This window comes from Apibacter muscae (assembly GCF_007845635.1).
Lineage (GTDB): Bacteria > Bacteroidota > Bacteroidia > Flavobacteriales > Weeksellaceae > Apibacter > Apibacter muscae.
Genome location: NZ_SELG01000029.1, coordinates 147,254 through 167,229 on the forward strand (window position 1 = coordinate 147,254; position 19,976 = coordinate 167,229).

Sequence of the window (19,976 nt, forward strand, 5' to 3'; positions counted from 1 at the left end):
AAAATCTTATTAATCAATAATTGTGAAAATAAAAAAGCCGAAAGTGATACTTTCGGCTTTTTGTGGTACCTCTTGGAATCGAACCAAGGACACAAGGATTTTCAGTCCTTTGCTCTACCAACTGAGCTAAGGTACCTCATTTGGTTTTCGTTTGCAAATGTAGCATTATTTTTTATATCTCCAAAAGTTTTAAGAAATATTTTTAATAATTCCTCGTTTAACTTATAAACTAAAATATTTTAATTATAAAATTATTTTCATAATCAATACATTATTAACATATTTGTACCCGTAATAAAATTACTGAATGAAATTATATCTTTTCCCGTTGCTATGTTTAATTATTTTGAGCAATGGATTACATGCACAACAAACCTCAACCTCACCCTACTCTTCTATAGGATTAGGAGATGAAAAATTTAGTACCGATATTACTGTTTCCTCTATGGGAGGTATTGGAACTTCATATATTTCTGACTTTAACAATGAAGCAAATTTTAATAATCCTGCTGCAAATAGAAATTTAAGATATACTAGCTTTAATGTTTCTGTAAACACAGATTTTATAAATGAGAAAACTTCTTCACAAAGTAGTGATAGATCTACCACTTACCTTTCCAACATTTCAGTTGCTTTTCCAGCAGGGGAAAAATCTAGAATTGGATTCAATTTAAGACCCTATTCTACTTTAGGCTATAATATGGACCTAAGTAACAACTCAAATGGTATAACGCAAAATTCTTCTCTTAAAGGTAGAGGTGGTTTAAACATGTTTGGTGGTTTTTACTCTTATAACATTACTCAAGACCTTTCCGTAGCGGCTAAAATCAATTATATATGGGGACAACTAAAAAAAGAGGAGGAAACATCTATTCAGGGTGCCAATCTAAAATCTGGAACTTTTAACCGCAAAGATTATGGATATTTTGATTATACCTTAGCCCTTGCCTATAGAAAGAAATTCACCAATGACCATTTACTTAAATTGGGAGCCACTTATACTTTTGGTCGGGATGTAAATACTGATGTTAATTCATTATACTCTACGTACTATTACAATTCTTTAAATGAAAAACAATCCATTGATACTTTAAGTTATTCCCGTGGTACTTACAACAGTAAAATACCTTTTTCTTATTCATTAGGAGTGGCTTATGGTAAGGAGTTTAAATGGTCATTAGGCTTAGACTTCAAATATATTAACCAATCTAAACTTGAAATTCCTCAAGAAAATTATACTTATAATAACAGATACCGAGTTGCTTTGGGTGGATGGTTTTTGCCTAACATAAATGGTTTTAAATCTTATTTTGAAAAAATTATCTATCGTTACGGTATATATTATGAAGAAACTGGAATTGAACTTAACAATCAATCAATCAATCAGTATGGTATAACAGCTGGTTTAAGCCTGCCAATTGGGAAAACCGGTAAACAAGATCCTTCTACCTTAAATCTAGGCTTAGAACTTGGCCAAAGAGGTACTACTTCTGAAGGCTTGATAAAGGAAAATTTTGTAAACTTTAGAATTGGATTTAATTTCGACGATCTTTGGTTTAGAAAAAGACAATTTGATTAATAATGAATCTAAATATATTTAAGCTGAATCTAAATTGCTAGATTCAGCTTTTTTATTTAAATACTATTAAATTTTTATAATCTCTTATTTTTTTATTATAGAATGTATGTTTTACTATTCAATAAATAACTAATATGATAAAAAAAATCTTCTATTTATAAAAATAGAAGATTAAAAAATTATTTAAATTATATAAAAGTTAATTATTCGAATTTTAAAGAAAACACTATTGCTCTTGTAGACATTGATTTAATCGCACCCGCCCAAACAGGAGGAGTACCTGGATTGTCCTTCACTAATTCATCATTTATAAAGAATATACCTCTAACTGATGGGGTTAGTTTAAACCTCTTTAAATAAATTTCAATTCCAGCTTCTAATTGGTATGAGAAGTTATTGTCTTTCATTCGAAAAACTTGCTCCAAATTGTCTTGTTCTTTCTTCTCACTCCCTTGAAGATTCATTAAATAACTCAATCCAGCCTGTACATAAGGTCTGGTATTGTTCCATTTATTTCCATGAAAATTAATAAACACTGGGATATCTATATATGTAGACTTTACGTTTCTAATAGCATCTAGATCTGTGTAAGTAGGTTCTTTTCCTTCTTCAACTTCTTGGTTAATTATATTTTGTATATTTCTAAATATTAGATCTCTTTGAACGAAATGCATTGCTGGCTCTAGTCTTAAATCTAAATATTCATTGATTCTCATTTTACCTATTAAGCCTACTGTAAAACCAGCTTTGGAATCTACATTCACTAAGAATTTACCTCTTGAGTTCAAACCTTCTGCTTCTGGATGTAATTTGAAACTAAAGTAATTAATCCCTAAATAATATCCCCAAGAAAATTGTTGATGATCTATATCGTCATATCGATCCATAACATCTTTAGAGCGGAACTGAGCATTTAGTAAGGTATAAGAAGTTATAAATACCAATAATGTTATAATCTTTCTCATGTATAATGAAAACGTTTTCTTTCTTAATTTATTTTGTTCCCTCATAAATACTTACAACTCCAAAAGTAAATGTTTTACTTGTACTTTGTTTAAAACCATTTTTTAAAAGAATCTCTTCCATTTCTTTTCCGTAAGGCATTTTACTTACAGAATCGGGCAGATATGTATAAGCCTTTGAATCTCCTGAGATTATTTTCCCAATGGTTGGCAATATATATTTAAAATAAAGCATAAAAAAAGGTGCAAAAATCCCTGTGGGTTTAGAAAATTCTAAAATAAACAACTTGCCTCCTTTCTTTAAGACTCTTTGCATTTCTGATATACCTTTTTCAAGATTCTCAAAATTTCTAACTCCAAATGAAGCAGTTACAACATCAAACTCCTCATCATGAAAAGGTAGATTTTCTGCTTCTCCTTTAATCAGTTTTATTCTTTCTTTTAATCCTTGTTTGTTTATTTTAATTTGTCCGTAATCCAACATTCTTTGAGAAAGATCTAAACCTGTCACTAAAGCATTTGTCTTTTTTGCATGTTCAATAGCTAGATCTGCTGTACCTGTTGCAACATCTAATATTTTACCTGGATTTAAAGCTACTACTCTCTTCTCTAATTGATTTCGCCAGTAAACATCTATTTTAAGAGAGAGTAAACGATTTAAAAAGTCATAATTTTCCGAAATGTTATCAAACATTTCTTCCACTTGCTTCTTTTTATTGTCGGTTTTATTATAAGGTTTTATATTTTCGGGAGTCATAAATTACTTTCTCTACTATACCTTACAAAAGTAACTGTTTTTATTCAGAAATAGTTTCGTAATACTCTACAAATTGATTTTTTCTGAACAATTTAGTAATACCTGTCAGGCTATCAGATTTCTTTTTTAATTTGGGATAATCTTGATTAATATTTATTGAAAAACCTTGAAGTACTAAATCGTTGTATTTTTTTATTTCTCCTTTATATTCTTTGCCTTCTATGTCTATCTGATGAGAATTATAAAGTGAATCTCTATTTTTTACATAACCGTAATATCTTTTAAAGGTATAGTAATTGGATAGTGTAGGGTTTATTAAACCTCTAGTATTATTCTCTATGCTAAAAAAAGTATCTTTTAATAGTACGACTGAATCTTCTCTCTTTGCTGAGATGGCATTATTGCCTAACTGAATAGATACTTCAGCGGTTTGGCCTGGTCCTAGTAAATATTTTTTATTATTTAATACTACTTTAATACTACTATCTGTTGGATTATCAAGTAAGAATACATCTTCTTTCTTTAGAAATAAAAGATATACAGAAACTGAAAATAAACAGAAAGCTAGGGCTATAATTAAACCTTTAAGGGAATTATTTTTCATAATTTTTTTCTTTTTTTAAAACTACAAAGTTAAATGAGTTAAATAAAAATCTTATATAAAAAAGTTTATATAAATCTTAATATTAGTATTTTAAACATCTGTATTACATATCTACATAAAATTAAGTTTTATGCAAAATTCATTTAAGTTTTAAATCTATTTATTTAAGTTTATGCTCTTTATACAAACTTTCTATATTAATAAGAAAATTTAGCGATCTTTATTATTCCTAATTTTGTAACATTTTTAGATAGGTAGCATACTTATAAAAACAGATGAAACTCATTCAATAATGAAAATTTACAGTACAATTCTTGCATTTTTGATACTTAGAATTCTATCAGCCCAAAAAATTTGGTCATTTAATGATTGTTTATCTTATGCTAAAGAAAATAATTTGCAAGTATTAGCTGCCATTTTAAATGAAAAGGTTCAAGAAGGGAATTACGATATTGCTAAGAAAAATAAGCTTCCTAATTTAACAGGTACTGTTGGAAATAGCTTTTCTTTTGGTCCCGATGCTAGTAAAGATTTTTCATACAATGAAGGTTATCAAAATAATTTAGCTTTAGAATCTTCAATCATCTTGTATAATAACGGAAGTTTAGATATAACTCAAGAAAAAAATAAACTCTTAATTGATCAATATAAATTTACAACAGAAAAAATACGTAATGATATTTCTTTGCAAATTGTGGGTAATTATTTAACCGTTTTGTTAAATAAAGAATTGATGCTTGTAAATGGAAATTTACTGAATACTCAGATTCAAGATGCTGAAAGAAATGAAAAGTTATACAATGCAGGAAGCATTCCATTAAGCACTTTGTATGAATCTAAAGCTAATATGGCTAAAGCTAAACAAACTTTTGAAAATTCAAAAATTGATGTTAATCGAGCGTTGATGAATTTAGCTATGCTTCTTCAAATGGATTATCGTGATTTTGAGATTGAAGATGTAAAAGTTTCTGATCAGATTGACTTACCATTAATCAACATAGATAATATTATCAACCATGCTTATACAAATCAGCCAGAAATAAAGTCCTCAGAATTAAGTGTGGAAGTAGCTAAAAAAGATATTGAACTTGCTAAAGCTGCTTTATACCCTACCATTACAGGAGGCTATAAAGCGAGTACTTATTATCAAGATTATTTTGATAGGTCTGTAAAAAATCTTAAAGATCAGTGGCACGATAATAATTCTCAAATTATCACTTTAGGCGTGAGCGTACCTATCTTTAATAAAGGAATTACAAAAGCAAAAATTGAACAGTCCAAAATAGCTCAATTAATACAAGAAAATCAATTAGATCAGAATAAACTAAATCTAAAGCAAACCATACAATCTTCTTATTTTGATGTGAATTCTTCCTACCAAACGTATACATCTGCTAAAGAGTTGGTAGAGTCTACTAAAATTTCTTATGAATTTGCTGAAAAAAGTTTTAATGCTGGAAAAATTAATGTTTATGATTTAAATATTGCCAGAACTAATTATTTTAATGCACAATCGCAAATGCTTCAAGCTAAATATAGTTATCTTTTTAAGCTTAAAATCTTAGAATTCTATATGGGTAAACCATTAGAAATTTCTTCTGATGAAAATATAAATACTAACAATACATTAACAACCAGTATATCTCAATCCATCCATAATACAGAGATCTCTTTAAATGAAACAAATTCTAATGAATCTCTAAATGTAAATACCAATAATGACAATAATATTATTGCAAATGAACCTAAAGAAGTAAATATTTTACAAAAAAATTCTGAAATTGTAGATCTTGAAGACAACTTAAAATCTGAATCTATAAACAAGAAAACAATTGAAAAAAATATTCCAATTAATGAGTCTGAAAAAATTATCTCTAACGATCATACAGAAACAGCTAATATCCCGAAAAAAGATCAGATTAACCAAAATTCTCAAACTATTGCAAATAGCTCTTTAAACGAAGAGGATTTGAAAAGAGAAGCTTTAATAAAAGAGCGCCGAGCTAAACTCTCCCAGGGTTCCTCCACAAATATTTTTAAGAATGAGGCAGAGAGAGAAGAAATGATTAAGAAAAAAAGAGAAGAAATGAAAAAAAATTAGGTATTAAACCTTTATAATAAAAAAAACCTGAATAATAATTCAGGTTTTTTATTTAGAGCTGGTACAATTAATTATCCTTTCTAAAAACCAATCCAGTTTCTGGAAAATAATCTGCTATTATATTTTCATTATCATTAATCTTTCCACCTAAAATTTCTTTCGACAATTGGTTAAGAATTTCATGTTGAATTATTCTTTTCAAAGGTCTAGCCCCAAAGGAAGGATCATAACCTTTACTCATTATATAATCTTTCGCTTCCTCTGTCATTCTCATATTTATACCTTTTTTTGCTAAAATTTTATTCAAGGAATCTAATTGAATATCTATTATACCTCGTATTTCATTTTTGTTTAAAGGTTTAAAAATAATTGTCTCATCAATTCTATTTAAAAATTCTGGTCTAAGGGTTTTTCTTAATAGTTCTAAAACCTCTTTTTTAGTTAACTCTAAAATTTCCTTGTAATTGTTTTCCTGTAATTTTTCAAAATTTTCTTGTATTAGGTGAGAACCCAAATTAGAGGTCATAACTATTATGGTATTTTTAAAATTAACCATTCTACCCTTATTATCCGTTAAACGCCCATCGTCCAATACCTGTAATAATACATTGAATACATCTGGATGTGCTTTTTCGATCTCATCTAACAATACAACGGAATAAGGTTTTCTCCTCACAGCTTCGGTTAACTGTCCACCTTCGTCATATCCTACATACCCCGGAGGCGCACCCACCAAGCGACTTACCGAATGTTTCTCTTGATACTCACTCATATCAATACGGGTCATGGAATTTTCATCATCGAAAAGAAACTCCGCCAAAGCTTTTGCTAATTCAGTTTTACCTACGCCTGTTGTACCTAAAAACAAGAAAGATCCTATAGGTTTTCTTTCATCATTCAATCCAGCTCTATTTCTACGAATAGCATCTGCCACAGCTTCAATAGCCTCCTCTTGTCCTACCACTCGCTTATGTAAAACTTGTTCTAGATTTAACAATTTTTCTCTTTCACTTTGCACCAATTTAGTAACAGGTATACCTGTCCACTTAGCTACAACTTCAGCTATGTCTTCTGAATCAACTTCTTCTTTTATTAAACGAGGTTTATCTTCTGATAATTCCTCTTCCGCTTGAATTAAGGCTTCTTCTTTTTCTTTAATTTTACCGTAACGCAACTCCGCAACCTTTCCATAGTCTCCTGCTCTCTCTGCTTTATCCGCCTCCAACTTTAGCTCTTCAATATTTTTTCTAATTTCCTGAACTCTTTCAGCGCGCTCTTTTTCAGCCTTCCAAGAGGCACTCAATTCATCCCGTTTTTCGTTTAGTTGAGCTAACTCTTGCTTCACATTTTCAAGTTTTTTTTCATTGGAGAGCTTTATAGCTTCATTAGAAGTAGGACTCTCTGTCTCTCTTTTTACCGCTTCTAACTCAATCTCCAACTGCATTTTTTTTCTATCTAAAGCATCTAACTCCTCGGGTTTTGAATTCATTTCCATACGTAATTTAGAAGAGGCTTCATCAATTAAATCTATCGCCTTATCTGGAAGAAAACGATCGGAAATGTATCGATTGGAAAGCTCTGCTGCAGCAATTACTGCTTCATCTTTAATACGTACTTTATGGTGAGCTTCGTATTTTTCTTTAATCCCTCTTAAAATAGCTATCGCATCTTCTACACCTGGTTCCTCTACCATAACTTTTTGAAAACGTCTTTCCAGAGCTTTATCTTTTTCAAAATATTTTTGATATTCATTTAAAGTGGTAGCACCAATGGATCTTAATTCCCCTCTTGCTAGTGCTGGTTTTAGAATATTGGCTGCATCCATTGCTCCTTCACCTCCTCCAGCACCTACTAGAGTATGTATTTCGTCTATGAAAAGTATTATATTCCCCTCAGAGGAAGTTACTTCCTTAACTACTGATTTAAGCCTTTCCTCAAACTCGCCCTTATATTTAGCTCCAGCAATTAATGCTCCCATGTCTAATGAAAATATCGTTTTATCTTTCAAATTTTCAGGAACATCTCCATTTATAATTCTATGCGCTATACCTTCTGCAATGGCTGTTTTACCAACCCCAGGCTCTCCAATTAAAATAGGATTATTTTTTGTTCTTCTTGATAGGATTTGAAGAACCCTTCTTATTTCTTCATCCCTTCCTATAACAGGATCTAACTTACCTTCTAGCGCTAATTCATTTAAATTTTTCGCATATTTATTTAAGGAATTGTAATTATCTTCTGCTGTTTGAGAGGTTACTCTTTCTCCTTTCCTTATTTCTTCTATGGCTTTTAAAACACCATCTCTAGTAACTCCTTGATTTTTTAATAATTGGGAAGTTGCATCTCCAACAGATAAAATAGCTAAAAACAGATGTTCTAAACTTATAAACTCATCTTTCATCTTATTTGCTTCTGTTTGTGCATCTGTCAACACCTTATTCGCATTATGTGAAAGATACAATTGCCCTCCGGAAACTTTAGGTAAGGAATTTAATATATTCTGCAATTCAGAATTTATATAAGCTAGATTAGAGTTTTGCTTTTTTACAATAAAAGTAATTACACTTGCCTCACTCGTTAATAGCGCTTTAAGCAAATGTGCAGGTTCAATCGCTTGATTTCCTAATTCTTGAGTATAGTTTTGCGCTTGTTGTAAAGCCTCTTGTGATTTTATTGTTAATTTATTGATATCCATGTCTATATTCGATTTTTATAACATTTTATATTCAAAATATAAGCCAAATGGAGAAAATACTTACTGCTTAATAATTGGAACAACAGAAAAGACAAAAAGTCATTGATTAAGCTAAAATGCTGTCTTTTTGTCCTTAATTAAGCCTATATTGAATAAAATAAATTTGTTTATTTTTGTGATATGAAGGAAAAATTTATCCCGATCTTATCTAGTCTAATGACTATCTCTCTTGTAGTATTTGTAGGCTTGCAAGTTTTCTGGCTTAAGCAATCTATCGATGCTGGAGAACAGGACTTTTCTTCACGCGTATATAAGGCTTTAAATAATTCTGCACAAAAAATTAACTCTATTGAAATCAATAAATTTTATAAACCTTTTACAAATTTTTATCAGAATATAAATAACCAAAAAGACTCTAGCACTATTCAGACCGCTATGAGTGTTATTGATTCACAATCAGTAAAATACATTATGTATAAAAAAACGATTGTTAATCGCAAACCTTTAATTATTCCTTTCTCAAAAAAAGATACTTTAAAAATCACCAATTTACTCACCGACGAAGGTGTCCTAAAAATTAAGAAAGATTCTAACGATTCTAATTTAAAACCTATTGAACAAAGCATTGAAAATAGTTTTGTGAGTCCAAAATTTACTTTAGATGAATTTGCAAGACTTAGTATCAACCAAATGAGTTTAGAATCTAGGGTTAATATACAGTTAATTGACTCTGTCGTTAACATTGAGCTAAGAAAGCAAAACATCGATACTAAATTTGAATCAGGCGTACTCAATAACAAATTTGAAATCACTAAAATTCATAGCAAAGACTTTGTATTAAGTAAACAACCTAAAGAAAATTACAATGTCATCTTATTTTCAGACGGAAAAGACATTGCAAATTATTATCTATCTGTTTACTTTCCTTCGAAACAATATTCAGTACTCAATCCAATATTTGGTGCAATCGGCTTAACTATAGCTTCAACTCTAGTTATAATAGCCATTTATTCTGTATCTATCTATTATATGTACCGACAGAAAAAAATCTCTGAAATAAAAACGGATTTTATAAACAATATGTCTCATGAATTTAAAACACCTATTGCAACCATTAATATTGCAGCAGATGCTTTAAAATCAGAGAAAGTACAAGCAAATACAGAGAAAATTCTTTTCTATTCTTCCCTTATTAAACAGGAAAACGAAAGAATGAAAAAGCAGGTTGAAATGGTTTTAAGAATGTCTAAACTTGAGAGAAATTCTCTTGAATTAATTAGAAAAGAAACAAACATTCGAGAAATTCTTAAAAATAGCGTTAAAACCATACGCCTTCAAGTAGAACAAAGAGGCGGGAAAATTACTGAAAATTATACTGCCATTAACTATATAGCTAACGTGGATGGATTTCATTTAACCAATGCTTTTGTAAATATACTAGACAACGCAAATAAGTATTCACCTAATGAACCAGATATAACTCTAAAAACATATAATAAAAATAATGATTATATTATTGAGATTACTGACAAAGGAAAAGGTATGTCTGAAAATGTGGTAAAAAAAATATTTGAAAAATTTTATAGAGAAGAAAGTGGAAATATTCATAACGTAAAAGGGCATGGACTGGGCTTAACCTACGTTAAGAATATTATTAAATTACATAATGGTGGTATTAAAGTTGTAAGTAAACCTAATAAAGGTACTACATTTATAATTAATCTACCTCTAAATCATAATTAAAATGGAAAAAAAAATTAAGTTATTACTTGTAGAGGACGACCCTAGTTTTGGATCGGTATTAAAGGACTATCTTACCCTTAATGACTACGACGTTACTTTAGCAATTGATGGAGAAGATGGTTTAGAAAAATTTAAAGCTGACACCTTTGATGTATGCCTCTCTGATGTAATGATGCCTAAAAAGGACGGATTTACTTTAGCTAAAGAAATTATTGATTTAAATCCTGATATTCCATTGATCTTTCTAACCGCTAAAAATATGCGCGAGGATATTTTAACCGGGTATAAATTAGGAGCAAATGACTATATAACTAAACCCTTCGATTCTGAAGTATTGCTTTACAAAATTAATGCTGTACTCCAAAGAAATTCAAATTCTACAATCAATAGTGAGAATGATGTAAAGGAAGTTTATGAGATATCTAATTTCAAATTTAATACTAAGTTAAGACAACTTGAGATAAATGGAAAAATGCATAAACTATCTCCCAAAGAGAATGAATTATTAAAATTATTATGTAAATATAAGAACGACCTAATGCCTAGAGAAGAAGCTCTAACCAAAATATGGCACAATGACAATTACTTTACTTCTAGAAGTATGGATGTTTACATTGCTAAAATTAGAAAATTATTGAAAGAAGATGACAATATTGAAATTGCCAATATACATGGAGAAGGATTCCGTCTTTTGGTAAAAGAATAAGCCTAGATAACTGAAATAGCACAATTATTATTTTCATTTTATGAGTGAAAACTTAAAAAGTTTAGTAATACCTTTACTAAACTTTTTAAGTTTTTGTTGATTAATATTATTTATATAAAATGGATAATTTAAAAAAAGTTCATAATATTTACGATTTAGAAAATAAAAAAATAAGTTCTCTTTTATGGGAATATGCTATCCCTGGAATCATTGGAACCGTTGCAGTTGCTTTATATAGCATTATTGACAGCATATATATTGGCAATAACAAATATTTAGGAGATCATGCCAATGGCGGCTTGGGTATTTTACTTCCAATTATGAATTTTCTTTCTGGAATAGGTATGCTAATAGGCGCTGGAGCAGCAGCAAGAACATCCATTTTTCTAGGAAAAAAAGATAATATTTCAGCTGAAAAAATAGTTGGCAATTCAATTATATTAAGCATTGTTTTAACACTCTTTCCCGTTATATATATATACATTTATATTGATAAAATCCTCTTTTTGTTAGGGACTACTTCTGAAACTTTACCTTTTGCCAAAGAATTTTTAAAGTATTATCTACCAGGGAATATTTTTTTAATTTTAAATTTCTCTTTAAATAATATCATGAGATCTTCGGGTTACCCTAAGAAAGCTATGTACACGATGCTAATTGGCGTAGGAGCAAACATTATTCTAGCTCCAATTTTTATATTTATACTAAATTTAGGAATGAAAGGAGCTGCAATAGCAACAAACTTATCAATCTTCTTAGGTTTATGCTTTGTATTAACACACTTTTTTCAACATAAGAACACCCTAACCTTGAAGTGGAAACGATTAAAACCTGATTTTAGGATAATATGGGCTATTATTAGTATAGGGTTTGCCCCGTTTTTTATTTTGATAGCTGCCTCATTAATTGTTTTTATAATCAATCATAGATTAGTTTCTTATGGTGGAAGTATTGCTATAGAGGCTTATACTTTGGCTAATCGGATATTGATGGTGTTTATCATGATCATTGTAGGATTGACGCAAGGAATGCAGCCCATAATCGGTTATAACTATGGAGCCAAACGATTGGATCGTGTAAAACAAACATTAAAATACACATTAAAAGTTGGATTTATAATAGGTTTAATAGGTTGTATTTCTGGAGTAATATTTCCGCATATTATTATTAAAATGTTTAACCCTTCACCTTATCTAGCTAAACATGCAGAAAGAGCCTTACATATATTAACATTAACTCTACCTTTAAGTGGAATACAAATGGTAATTTCCTCTTATTTTCAATGCATAGGAAAAGCAATAAAAGCATTCTTTTTAAGCATGACTCGACAATTCCTTATCTTGATTCCTGCTTTATATATTCTGCCTAAATATTTTGAATTGAATGGAATATGGTATTCTGTTACAATATCTGATACAATATCTACATTAATAGCTATAATAATGTTTATCCTACAAATAAAAACCTTTAAATATATTAAATAAAAATCTCGTTTGTTTATTTAATATAAATAATAAACAAACCTATTATTTATTGTAAAATAAATAATTATTTTCATTTACTAGTATTTTAATATATTATAAATCAATAATATATTTTCTTTTTTTATATTTGCAAACTTAACTATTGTATCAAAACAGTATGCATTGTTTAATTACAATCTATAATTCAATATAAACTGAACTAATTATGAAAAATAAAGAAGTTCTTATTGTTTCACCTTTTGAAATTCCAAACGTAAGATTAGCACTACAAACTTTAAAATCTGGAGCTTTTCCTATTTTGCACTTAGGCAGAAATAAAAAAATTGCAATTAATAAATTAAAAGAACTTTCTGAAAAAACTTCTGAAAAATTTGGGATTAGTGGTTGTTCATATATTCTTTCTGAAATAGAAATACCTACTAATGTTTCAAAAGTAATAACTCCATATATTTCAAATATAAAACTAGATTATACTATTGACATACTTTACCAAGTATTTTCTTTTGAAGAAGCAGAATTAGCTATTAAAAATGGAGTTAAATCAATAATAATAAAAGGAAATGAAGGTTCAGGAAAGGTTTCCTACGAATCATCTTTTATTCTATTTCAGAATATACTAAAAAAATACCCAAATCCTGATTTCAATATATATGTACAAGGAGGATTTGGGGTTCATACTTCTGCTGCTGCTCTAGCATTAGGTGCACATGGGGTTATTTTTGATAGTCAAGTAGCTCTATTTCCAGAGAGTAATACTCCAGAGAATTTAAAAAATATCCTTTCTAAATTAAGTGGAAGTGAAACGATTGTAGTAGAAAACTATAGATTTTTATCAAGAAAAAACTCACCTAAACTACCCGAGTCCCCTACCTTCAAAGATGTTGAACCTTTTATTGGTGGACTTGATATTGAATCTAATCTAATCCCTTTGGGGCAAGATATAGCATTAGCTGTAGATTATTTAGAAAAATATAAAAAATTAGACAATTTTGTATTTGCCGTTAAAGAAGCAACCTATGGGCATCTTTTACAAGCTCAAAAATTAAATTCAATTGGAAAAAATAGTCCTTTAGCCAAAGAATTAAAAATTAAGTACCCTATAGCCCAGGGACCAATGGCTAGAGTTAGTGATATACCTGAATTTGCTGAAAAAGTAGCCAACGAAGGAGCTATCCCCTTCATAGCTATGAGTCTTATGATTGGAAAAGCAGCGAAAAATGCGGTTAAAAATACTTATGACTTACTAAAAGATAAACCTTGGGGGGTTGGAATTCTTGGCTTTGCTCCTTCTCAGATTAGAGAAGAACAAATGAAGTACATTTTAGAAAATAAGCCCCCAGTAGTTATAATTGCTGGAGGAAGACCTTCTTTAGCCAAACCATATGAAAAAGAAGGAATTAAAGCCTTTTTACATGTACCATCAGTTTCCTTACTAGATTTGTTTTTAAAGGAAGGAGCTAAAAATTTCATTTTTGAAGGAAGAGAAAGTGGAGGGCATGTTGGTCCTCTGGCAAGTTTAGTTCTTTGGGAAAAACAAATTTTTAGATTACTTAAAGAAGAACAACCGTCCTTAATAAATATTTTCTTTGCTGGTGGAATCCATGATTCATTCTCATCGGCATTTGTATCAATAATGTCAGCATCACTTGCTGCAAAAGGAGTAAAAATTGGAATCCTTATGGGTAGCTCTTACCTATTTACGAAAGAGGCTGTAGATACCGGTGCTATTTCTAAAGTCTATCAACAAGAGTCCATAAATTTAGATAAAACTATATTACTTGAAGCCGCAGCCGGGCAAGAAACAAGAGCTTTACCTACACCTTTTACTGAAGAATTCCTTAATGAAAAGAAACGTCTAATAGCTCAAGGACTAGACTCTAAAGAAGTTTGGTTAAAATTAGAAGAAATGAACTTGGGCCGTCAAAGAATTTCTGCAAAAGGAATTGAAAGAAAAGGAGATAAACTCGTTGAATTAAACCATAAGGAACAACTTCAAAAAGGTGTCTTTATGATTGGAGCAATAGCTTCATTAAGAAATAAAGCGGTTAGTATAAAAGATCTTCATAAAGAAGTTGCCATAGACAATAATACTCTCATATCTAATTTAAGTGAAATATCAAAACCAGCAAATAAACAAAAAAACACCAAGTTAGCCATTGTCGGAATGGCTGGAATATTTCCAAAAGCCAAAGATCTTGATGAATATTGGAAAAATATTTTATTAGGAGAGGATTGTATTACTGAAGTTCCTGACGACCGATGGAATAAAGATCTTTTCTACAATCCTAATACAAGAGATACAGATTATATATCTTCTAAATGGGGAGGTTTTATACCAACCATTGACTTTGATCCTTTAGAATTTGGAATTCCTCCACAATCATTAGCTTCCATTGAACCTGTTCAGCTATTAAGTCTACTCGTAGCAAAAAGAGCTTTTGAAGATGCCGGTTATGATATGAAAAATTTTGATGGAGAAAATACTTCCGTTATTATTGGTGCAGAAGGAGCTACAGATCTTGCTTCAAGCTATGGATTTAGAGGTTATGCTAAACAAGTTTTTGGAGAACTACCAGAAGAATTAAAAAAAGCCCTACCTAAACTAAATGAAGATTCATTTCCTGGAGTACTATCCAATGTAGTTGCAGGTAGAATTACCAATCGTTTAAATCTAGGCGGTTGCAATTATACCGTTGATGCGGCTTGCGCCTCATCCTTAGCTGCCATGGATATTGCTTGCCAAGAATTACAAAGTAATAGATCAGACATAGTTTTGGTTGGTGGTGCAGATTTACATAATGGATTAAACGATTTTTTAATGTTCTCTGCAACACATGCTCTCTCTAGAAAAGGTAAATGCGCCTCTTTTGATGCTGATTCTGATGGGATAGCTTTAGGAGAAGGGATTGCTATGTTAGTTTTAAAAAGACTGGAAGACGCTGAACAAGATGGCGATAGAATTTACGCAGTTATCCGTGGCACAGGTGGAAGTAGCGACGGAAAAAGTTTAGGAATGACAGCACCTAACAAAAAAGGACAAATGAAAGCTTTACAACGAGCGTATAAAAATGCAGGAGTTTTGCCTTCAGAAGTTGGATTAATTGAAGCACATGGAACAGGCACAGTAGTTGGAGACCGTACAGAGTTAAATGCTCTTACTGATATGTTTTTAGAATCTGGAGCTCAAGTGGGTCAAACCCACTTAGGTTCTGTAAAAACCCAAATTGGACATACGAAATGTTCCGCTGGTATTGCGGGCGTAATTAAAGCAGCATTATCTACTTACTACGGCATAAAACCACCAACAATAAATTTAAAGAAACCAAACACTTATTACAATCAAGAATTAAGTCCTTTTGTATTTAATACTCAAGCTGGATTATGGAACGACGATAAAAGAATTTCAGGAATAAGTGCATTCGGATTTGGAGGAACTAACTTCCATGTAGTTATCGAAAACTATCAATCCGATATAAAAAAGGCCAGTCCATTAAATAGTTGGCCCTCAGAACTCTTTATTTTTAGAGGAGATCATAAAGAGGAAGCTCTCTTATTAGCAAAAAAAATTAAAACTTTACTTAATACAAATAAAAGTCTAAAAATCAAAGACATTGCTTACAGTTTAGCTACCTATAATCAAAAAGAAATTCAATTTTCTATTATTGCACAAAATATAGAGGAATTAGATTTAAAAATTGATAATGTTCTTCTTAATAAAGAAGATCAAAATATTTATTTAAGAAAAGAAATTGATGGAAAAGTAGCATTTCTTTTCTCAGGTCAAGGAAGCCAACGCGTTAATATGGCTAGAGATTTATTTGTAGCCTTTCCATCCATGAGGAAGTTATTAAATCAAAACAGAGAATATGAAAAAATATTATTTCCTCATACTGTTTTTGATAATGGTAGTAAAATTCAACAAAATAAGATCATAACTGACACAAGAAATGCTCAACCTACCCTAGGAATTGTAGATTTAGCTATTGCAGAGTTTTTAAATTCTTTAGGTATCACTCCTGATGTAGTTGCGGGACATAGTTATGGTGAATTACCTGCTTTATGTTTTGCAGGAGTTTTTGATTCTGAAAAACTTGTTTATTTAAGTAAAGAAAGAGCTGAATCTATCCTTAAAGCTATAAAAGAGGATAAGGGAAAAATGATTGTCACTAGTGCCAATGAAGAACAATTAAGTTCTTTATTAAAAGATGAAAATGAAATATGGGCAGTAAATTATAATTCTCAAAAACAAATTATTTTAGCTGGTAGTACATCAGCAGTTGCTAAATTTATAGAAAAAGCTAAAGAAAACAAGATTTCATGCAAAGAATTAACTGTAGATTGTGCTTTCCATAGCCCCCTACTTAAAGATGCTGAAAAATTCTATAGCAAAATACTTAAAGATATTAAATTTAAAGAACCAAAAATACCTGTTTGGTCCAATACTACTGCAGAAGAATATCCTTCTCAAGAGACTAAAATCAAAGAACGACTTTCTGAACATCTTATTAAACCGGTATTATTTACTCAAGAGGTCAATAACTTATACAACAATAACGTAAAAATTTTCATTGAGACGGGTCCTGGCAGAGTATTGACCAATTTAGTACAAACTATTTTAGGGAAAGAAGATATCGTGACAATCCAAACGGAGGAAAAAGGGAAAGAAGGTATAAGTTTTTTACTACAAGGAATTGCACAATATATTTCTACCGGTAGAAATATTAATTTAGAGAAATTATTTGAAGATAGAGAGGTTGCGAAATTAAAAATTGATGAACCTGAATTCTACAAGAACAAACCAACCAACTGGTTAATTAATGGGCATTATGCTGTACCATCTATTGGAGAGTTACCAGCAAATGGAGCATTACCAATAGTTCAACCTTTAAATTTATTAGGGAAATTAAGCTCCCAAAATTATAATTCTGAAAATCTAACAGAATCTGACCATATCATGCTTGAATATTTGGGAAATATGAAAAGTATGATTCAAAATCAACGAGATGTAATGTTGGGCTATCTAGGTCAAGAAATTCATATAAATCCAAGAGTTGAAACTAAAGATATTTTTCAAAAAAATACAATACAATATAAATCTAGCAATGGTTCTTCCGATATTATAGAATCACCACAAAATAATGCTCAAGATCTAGCACCAGCTAAATCCTCTCCGTCCATATCCTTAGAAATTATACAAAATACTCTGCTTGATACCGTAAGTGAAAAAACTGGTTATCCTGTGGATATGCTAGGTTTAGACCTAGATTTAGAAGCTGATTTAAGCATTGATTCTATTAAAAGAATGGAAATTATTGGTGCTTTAAAAGAAAAGCTAAATATTACCGCTGATTTTGAAGAATCTGAAGATGCGATTGAAAAAATGGCTTCTATTAAAACATTAAGTGGTGTAATCGGATGGGTAGAAGAATTAGTTAAAGAAGAGCAAAACTCAAAACATATAATCGATTCTTCCAATTCCAATCACGGAATTACCCAAAGTAATCAGGGCAAAGAATCTATATCTCTAGAAATAATCAAGAGCACATTATTGGATACTGTAAGCGAAAAAACTGGTTATCCTGTAGATATGCTAGGATTAGATTTAGATTTAGAAGCAGATTTAAGCATCGATTCTATTAAAAGAATGGAAATTATTGGTGCTTTAAAAGAAAAGCTAAATATTACTGCTGATTTTGAAGAATCTGAAGATGCTATTGAAAAAATGGCTTCTATCAAAACATTAAATGGCGTTATTGGGTGGGTGGAAGAATTAGTGAATGAAGACTTAAAAAAAGAAACAAAAGTAATAACTACCCAAGCAAATTCTTCTATAAGTACTATTTCTTTTGATGCTGAAACCATAGCTGAATTAGAAAGCGACTTAAATGAAAATAATATTGAGAATGAACCTATTTTAAGAACTTTTTTTGAGCTTAAAAATTATCCTATAGATTCTAAAGAAAAGCTTGAAATAACTAATAAATATTTTGCGTTAACAGATCAAGGCGATAATTTAAGTAAGAATGTTAAAAAATTATTAGAAGAAAAAGGTGCATTTGTTGATTTTATTACCGGTAATGAAAATGATTTATCTAAATACGATGGTCTATTAATTTTTAAAACTAATAAATCTTCCATAGATTACACCATTGAAGATGTATTCCATATGATTAAAAAGCTAAATATGGATAAGGTTCAATGGATTTATCTCATTGAAGATATCATGGCTGGTTTAGAAAAAAAACAAAGCATTTCTGAATTTAAAATATTACCAGGATATTCTGGATTTATAAAAAGTTTAGCTCGTGAATATTCCAAAATCAATTGTAGAATTATATCCTCACTTACTGATTTTAATGAATATTTGCCTACTTTAATATATCAAGAACTTGAGATCTCAGACATTTCAGCAGAAGTATTTTACAAAAATAAAGACCGCTACCGATTAAATTTAATTCCTGAAAAAATTCAAACCCAAAAAAATTCAAAGCTTGAATTAGATACTGATTCTGTAGTGCTAGTCTTAGGTGGCGCCCAAGGCATCACTGCCGAATTAACTGAACAATTATCCACGGAATATCCTTGCAATTATATATTAGTTGGACGTTCAAAAAAACCAACAGATGATGATAATAAGTATATTTCATTGAATAATAAAAATGAAATTAGAAAATTTTTAATTAGCAATGAAGGAATGAAAATTCCTGCTGAAATAGAAAAAAAGGCACAAATGATTGATAAAACCAATCAAATCATTAAAACTATTTCACAAATAGAAAGTTCAGGATCTAAGGTTACTTATTTCTCTCTAGATGTTACTAACGATAATGAGTTTAAAAAATTAATTAAAAACATTTATAAACAATACGGGAAAATTGATGGAGTAATCCATGCAGCAGGTATTTTAGAAGATAAACTTTTTTCTCAAAAGACCTATGAATCTTTTGAAAAAGTATATACAACTAAAATTAAACCTCTCCATGTTTTATTAGATGAATTAAAAGATAATCTAAAATTTATGGTTTTCTTTAGTAGCATTGCTTCTGTTTATGGAAATCGTGGACAAATAGATTATGCAGCAGCTAATGGTATTTTTGATAGAATATCTTTATTAGCAAAGAATATAAAGGATATTCGTATACTTACCATAAATTGGGGACCTTGGAAAGGTACCGGAATGGTTTCAAGTGCATTAGAAGCAGAATTTAAGAAAAGAGGAGTTGGAATGATTCCTTTAAAACAAGGAGGTAAAGAATTTGTTAATGAGTTGAAATACGGCACCCATAGTCAAGTACTAGTTATGGGAGGAAGTGAAGACGATGTTAAACAATTTTTTGGTATTTAA

At 30.2% G+C, this 19,976-nt stretch carries 10 protein-coding genes and 1 tRNA gene; 6 read left to right on the forward strand and 5 right to left on the reverse strand.

Annotated elements, in window-relative coordinates:
* Positions 1-63 precede the first annotated feature (63 nt).
* Positions 64-136, reverse strand: a tRNA-Phe gene (locus tag ETU08_RS02770).
* A 171-nt stretch (positions 137-307) separates the two neighbouring features.
* On the opposite strand from ETU08_RS02770, the gene ETU08_RS02775 reads away from it, so the two are divergent.
* Complete coding sequence (locus ETU08_RS02775) at positions 308-1,579, forward strand: BamG family beta-barrel-assembly machinery protein (protein WP_146261487.1); 1,272 nt, start codon at positions 308-310, stop codon at positions 1,577-1,579.
* A gap of 203 nt (positions 1,580-1,782) precedes the next feature.
* On the opposite strand, the gene porT is transcribed toward ETU08_RS02775, so the two are convergent.
* The 3 genes from porT to ETU08_RS02790 are packed head-to-tail and all read right to left on the reverse strand — an operon-like array spanning position 1,783 to position 3,902.
* Positions 1,783-2,544, reverse strand: coding sequence for a type IX secretion/gliding motility protein PorT/SprT (porT, locus tag ETU08_RS02780; protein WP_146261488.1), 762 nt, complete (start codon positions 2,542-2,544; stop codon positions 1,783-1,785).
* Positions 2,545-2,572: 28 nt separating this feature from the next.
* Entirely contained in the window at positions 2,573-3,298 is a 726-nt protein-coding gene (ubiE, locus tag ETU08_RS02785; RefSeq protein WP_146261489.1) for a bifunctional demethylmenaquinone methyltransferase/2-methoxy-6-polyprenyl-1,4-benzoquinol methylase UbiE, read from the reverse strand.
* Positions 3,299-3,338: 40 nt separating this feature from the next.
* The gene (locus tag ETU08_RS02790) at positions 3,339-3,902 is read right to left on the reverse strand and encodes a hypothetical protein (protein WP_146261490.1); all 564 of its coding nucleotides are present in this window, start codon (positions 3,900-3,902) and stop codon (positions 3,339-3,341) included.
* Between the two features lie 292 nt (positions 3,903-4,194).
* Between ETU08_RS02790 and ETU08_RS02795 the strand changes: the two genes are divergently transcribed.
* Positions 4,195-6,003, forward strand: coding sequence for a TolC family protein (locus tag ETU08_RS02795; protein WP_146261491.1), 1,809 nt, complete (start codon positions 4,195-4,197; stop codon positions 6,001-6,003).
* Between the two features lie 67 nt (positions 6,004-6,070).
* On the opposite strand, the gene clpB is transcribed toward ETU08_RS02795, so the two are convergent.
* Entirely contained in the window at positions 6,071-8,698 is a 2,628-nt protein-coding gene (clpB, locus tag ETU08_RS02800) for an ATP-dependent chaperone ClpB (RefSeq protein WP_146261492.1), read from the reverse strand.
* 180 nt (positions 8,699-8,878) lie between these two features.
* Between clpB and ETU08_RS02805 the strand changes: the two genes are divergently transcribed.
* From ETU08_RS02805 to ETU08_RS02820, 4 genes are all read left to right on the forward strand, one after another.
* Positions 8,879-10,441 (forward strand): sensor histidine kinase, encoded by a 1,563-nt coding sequence (locus ETU08_RS02805; RefSeq protein ID WP_146261493.1) that lies wholly within the window; start codon positions 8,879-8,881, stop codon positions 10,439-10,441.
* Position 10,442: 1 nt separating this feature from the next.
* Entirely contained in the window at positions 10,443-11,147 is a 705-nt protein-coding gene (locus tag ETU08_RS02810) for a response regulator transcription factor (RefSeq protein ID WP_146261494.1), read from the forward strand.
* Positions 11,148-11,266: 119 nt separating this feature from the next.
* Positions 11,267-12,631: an MATE family efflux transporter gene (locus tag ETU08_RS02815; protein ID WP_146261495.1), complete on the forward strand. Its 1,365-nt coding sequence runs from the start codon at positions 11,267-11,269 to the stop codon at positions 12,629-12,631.
* Positions 12,632-12,836: 205 nt separating this feature from the next.
* On the forward strand, positions 12,837-19,976 hold the full coding sequence (locus tag ETU08_RS02820; RefSeq protein WP_185145262.1) for a type I polyketide synthase: 7,140 nt from the start codon (positions 12,837-12,839) through the stop codon (positions 19,974-19,976).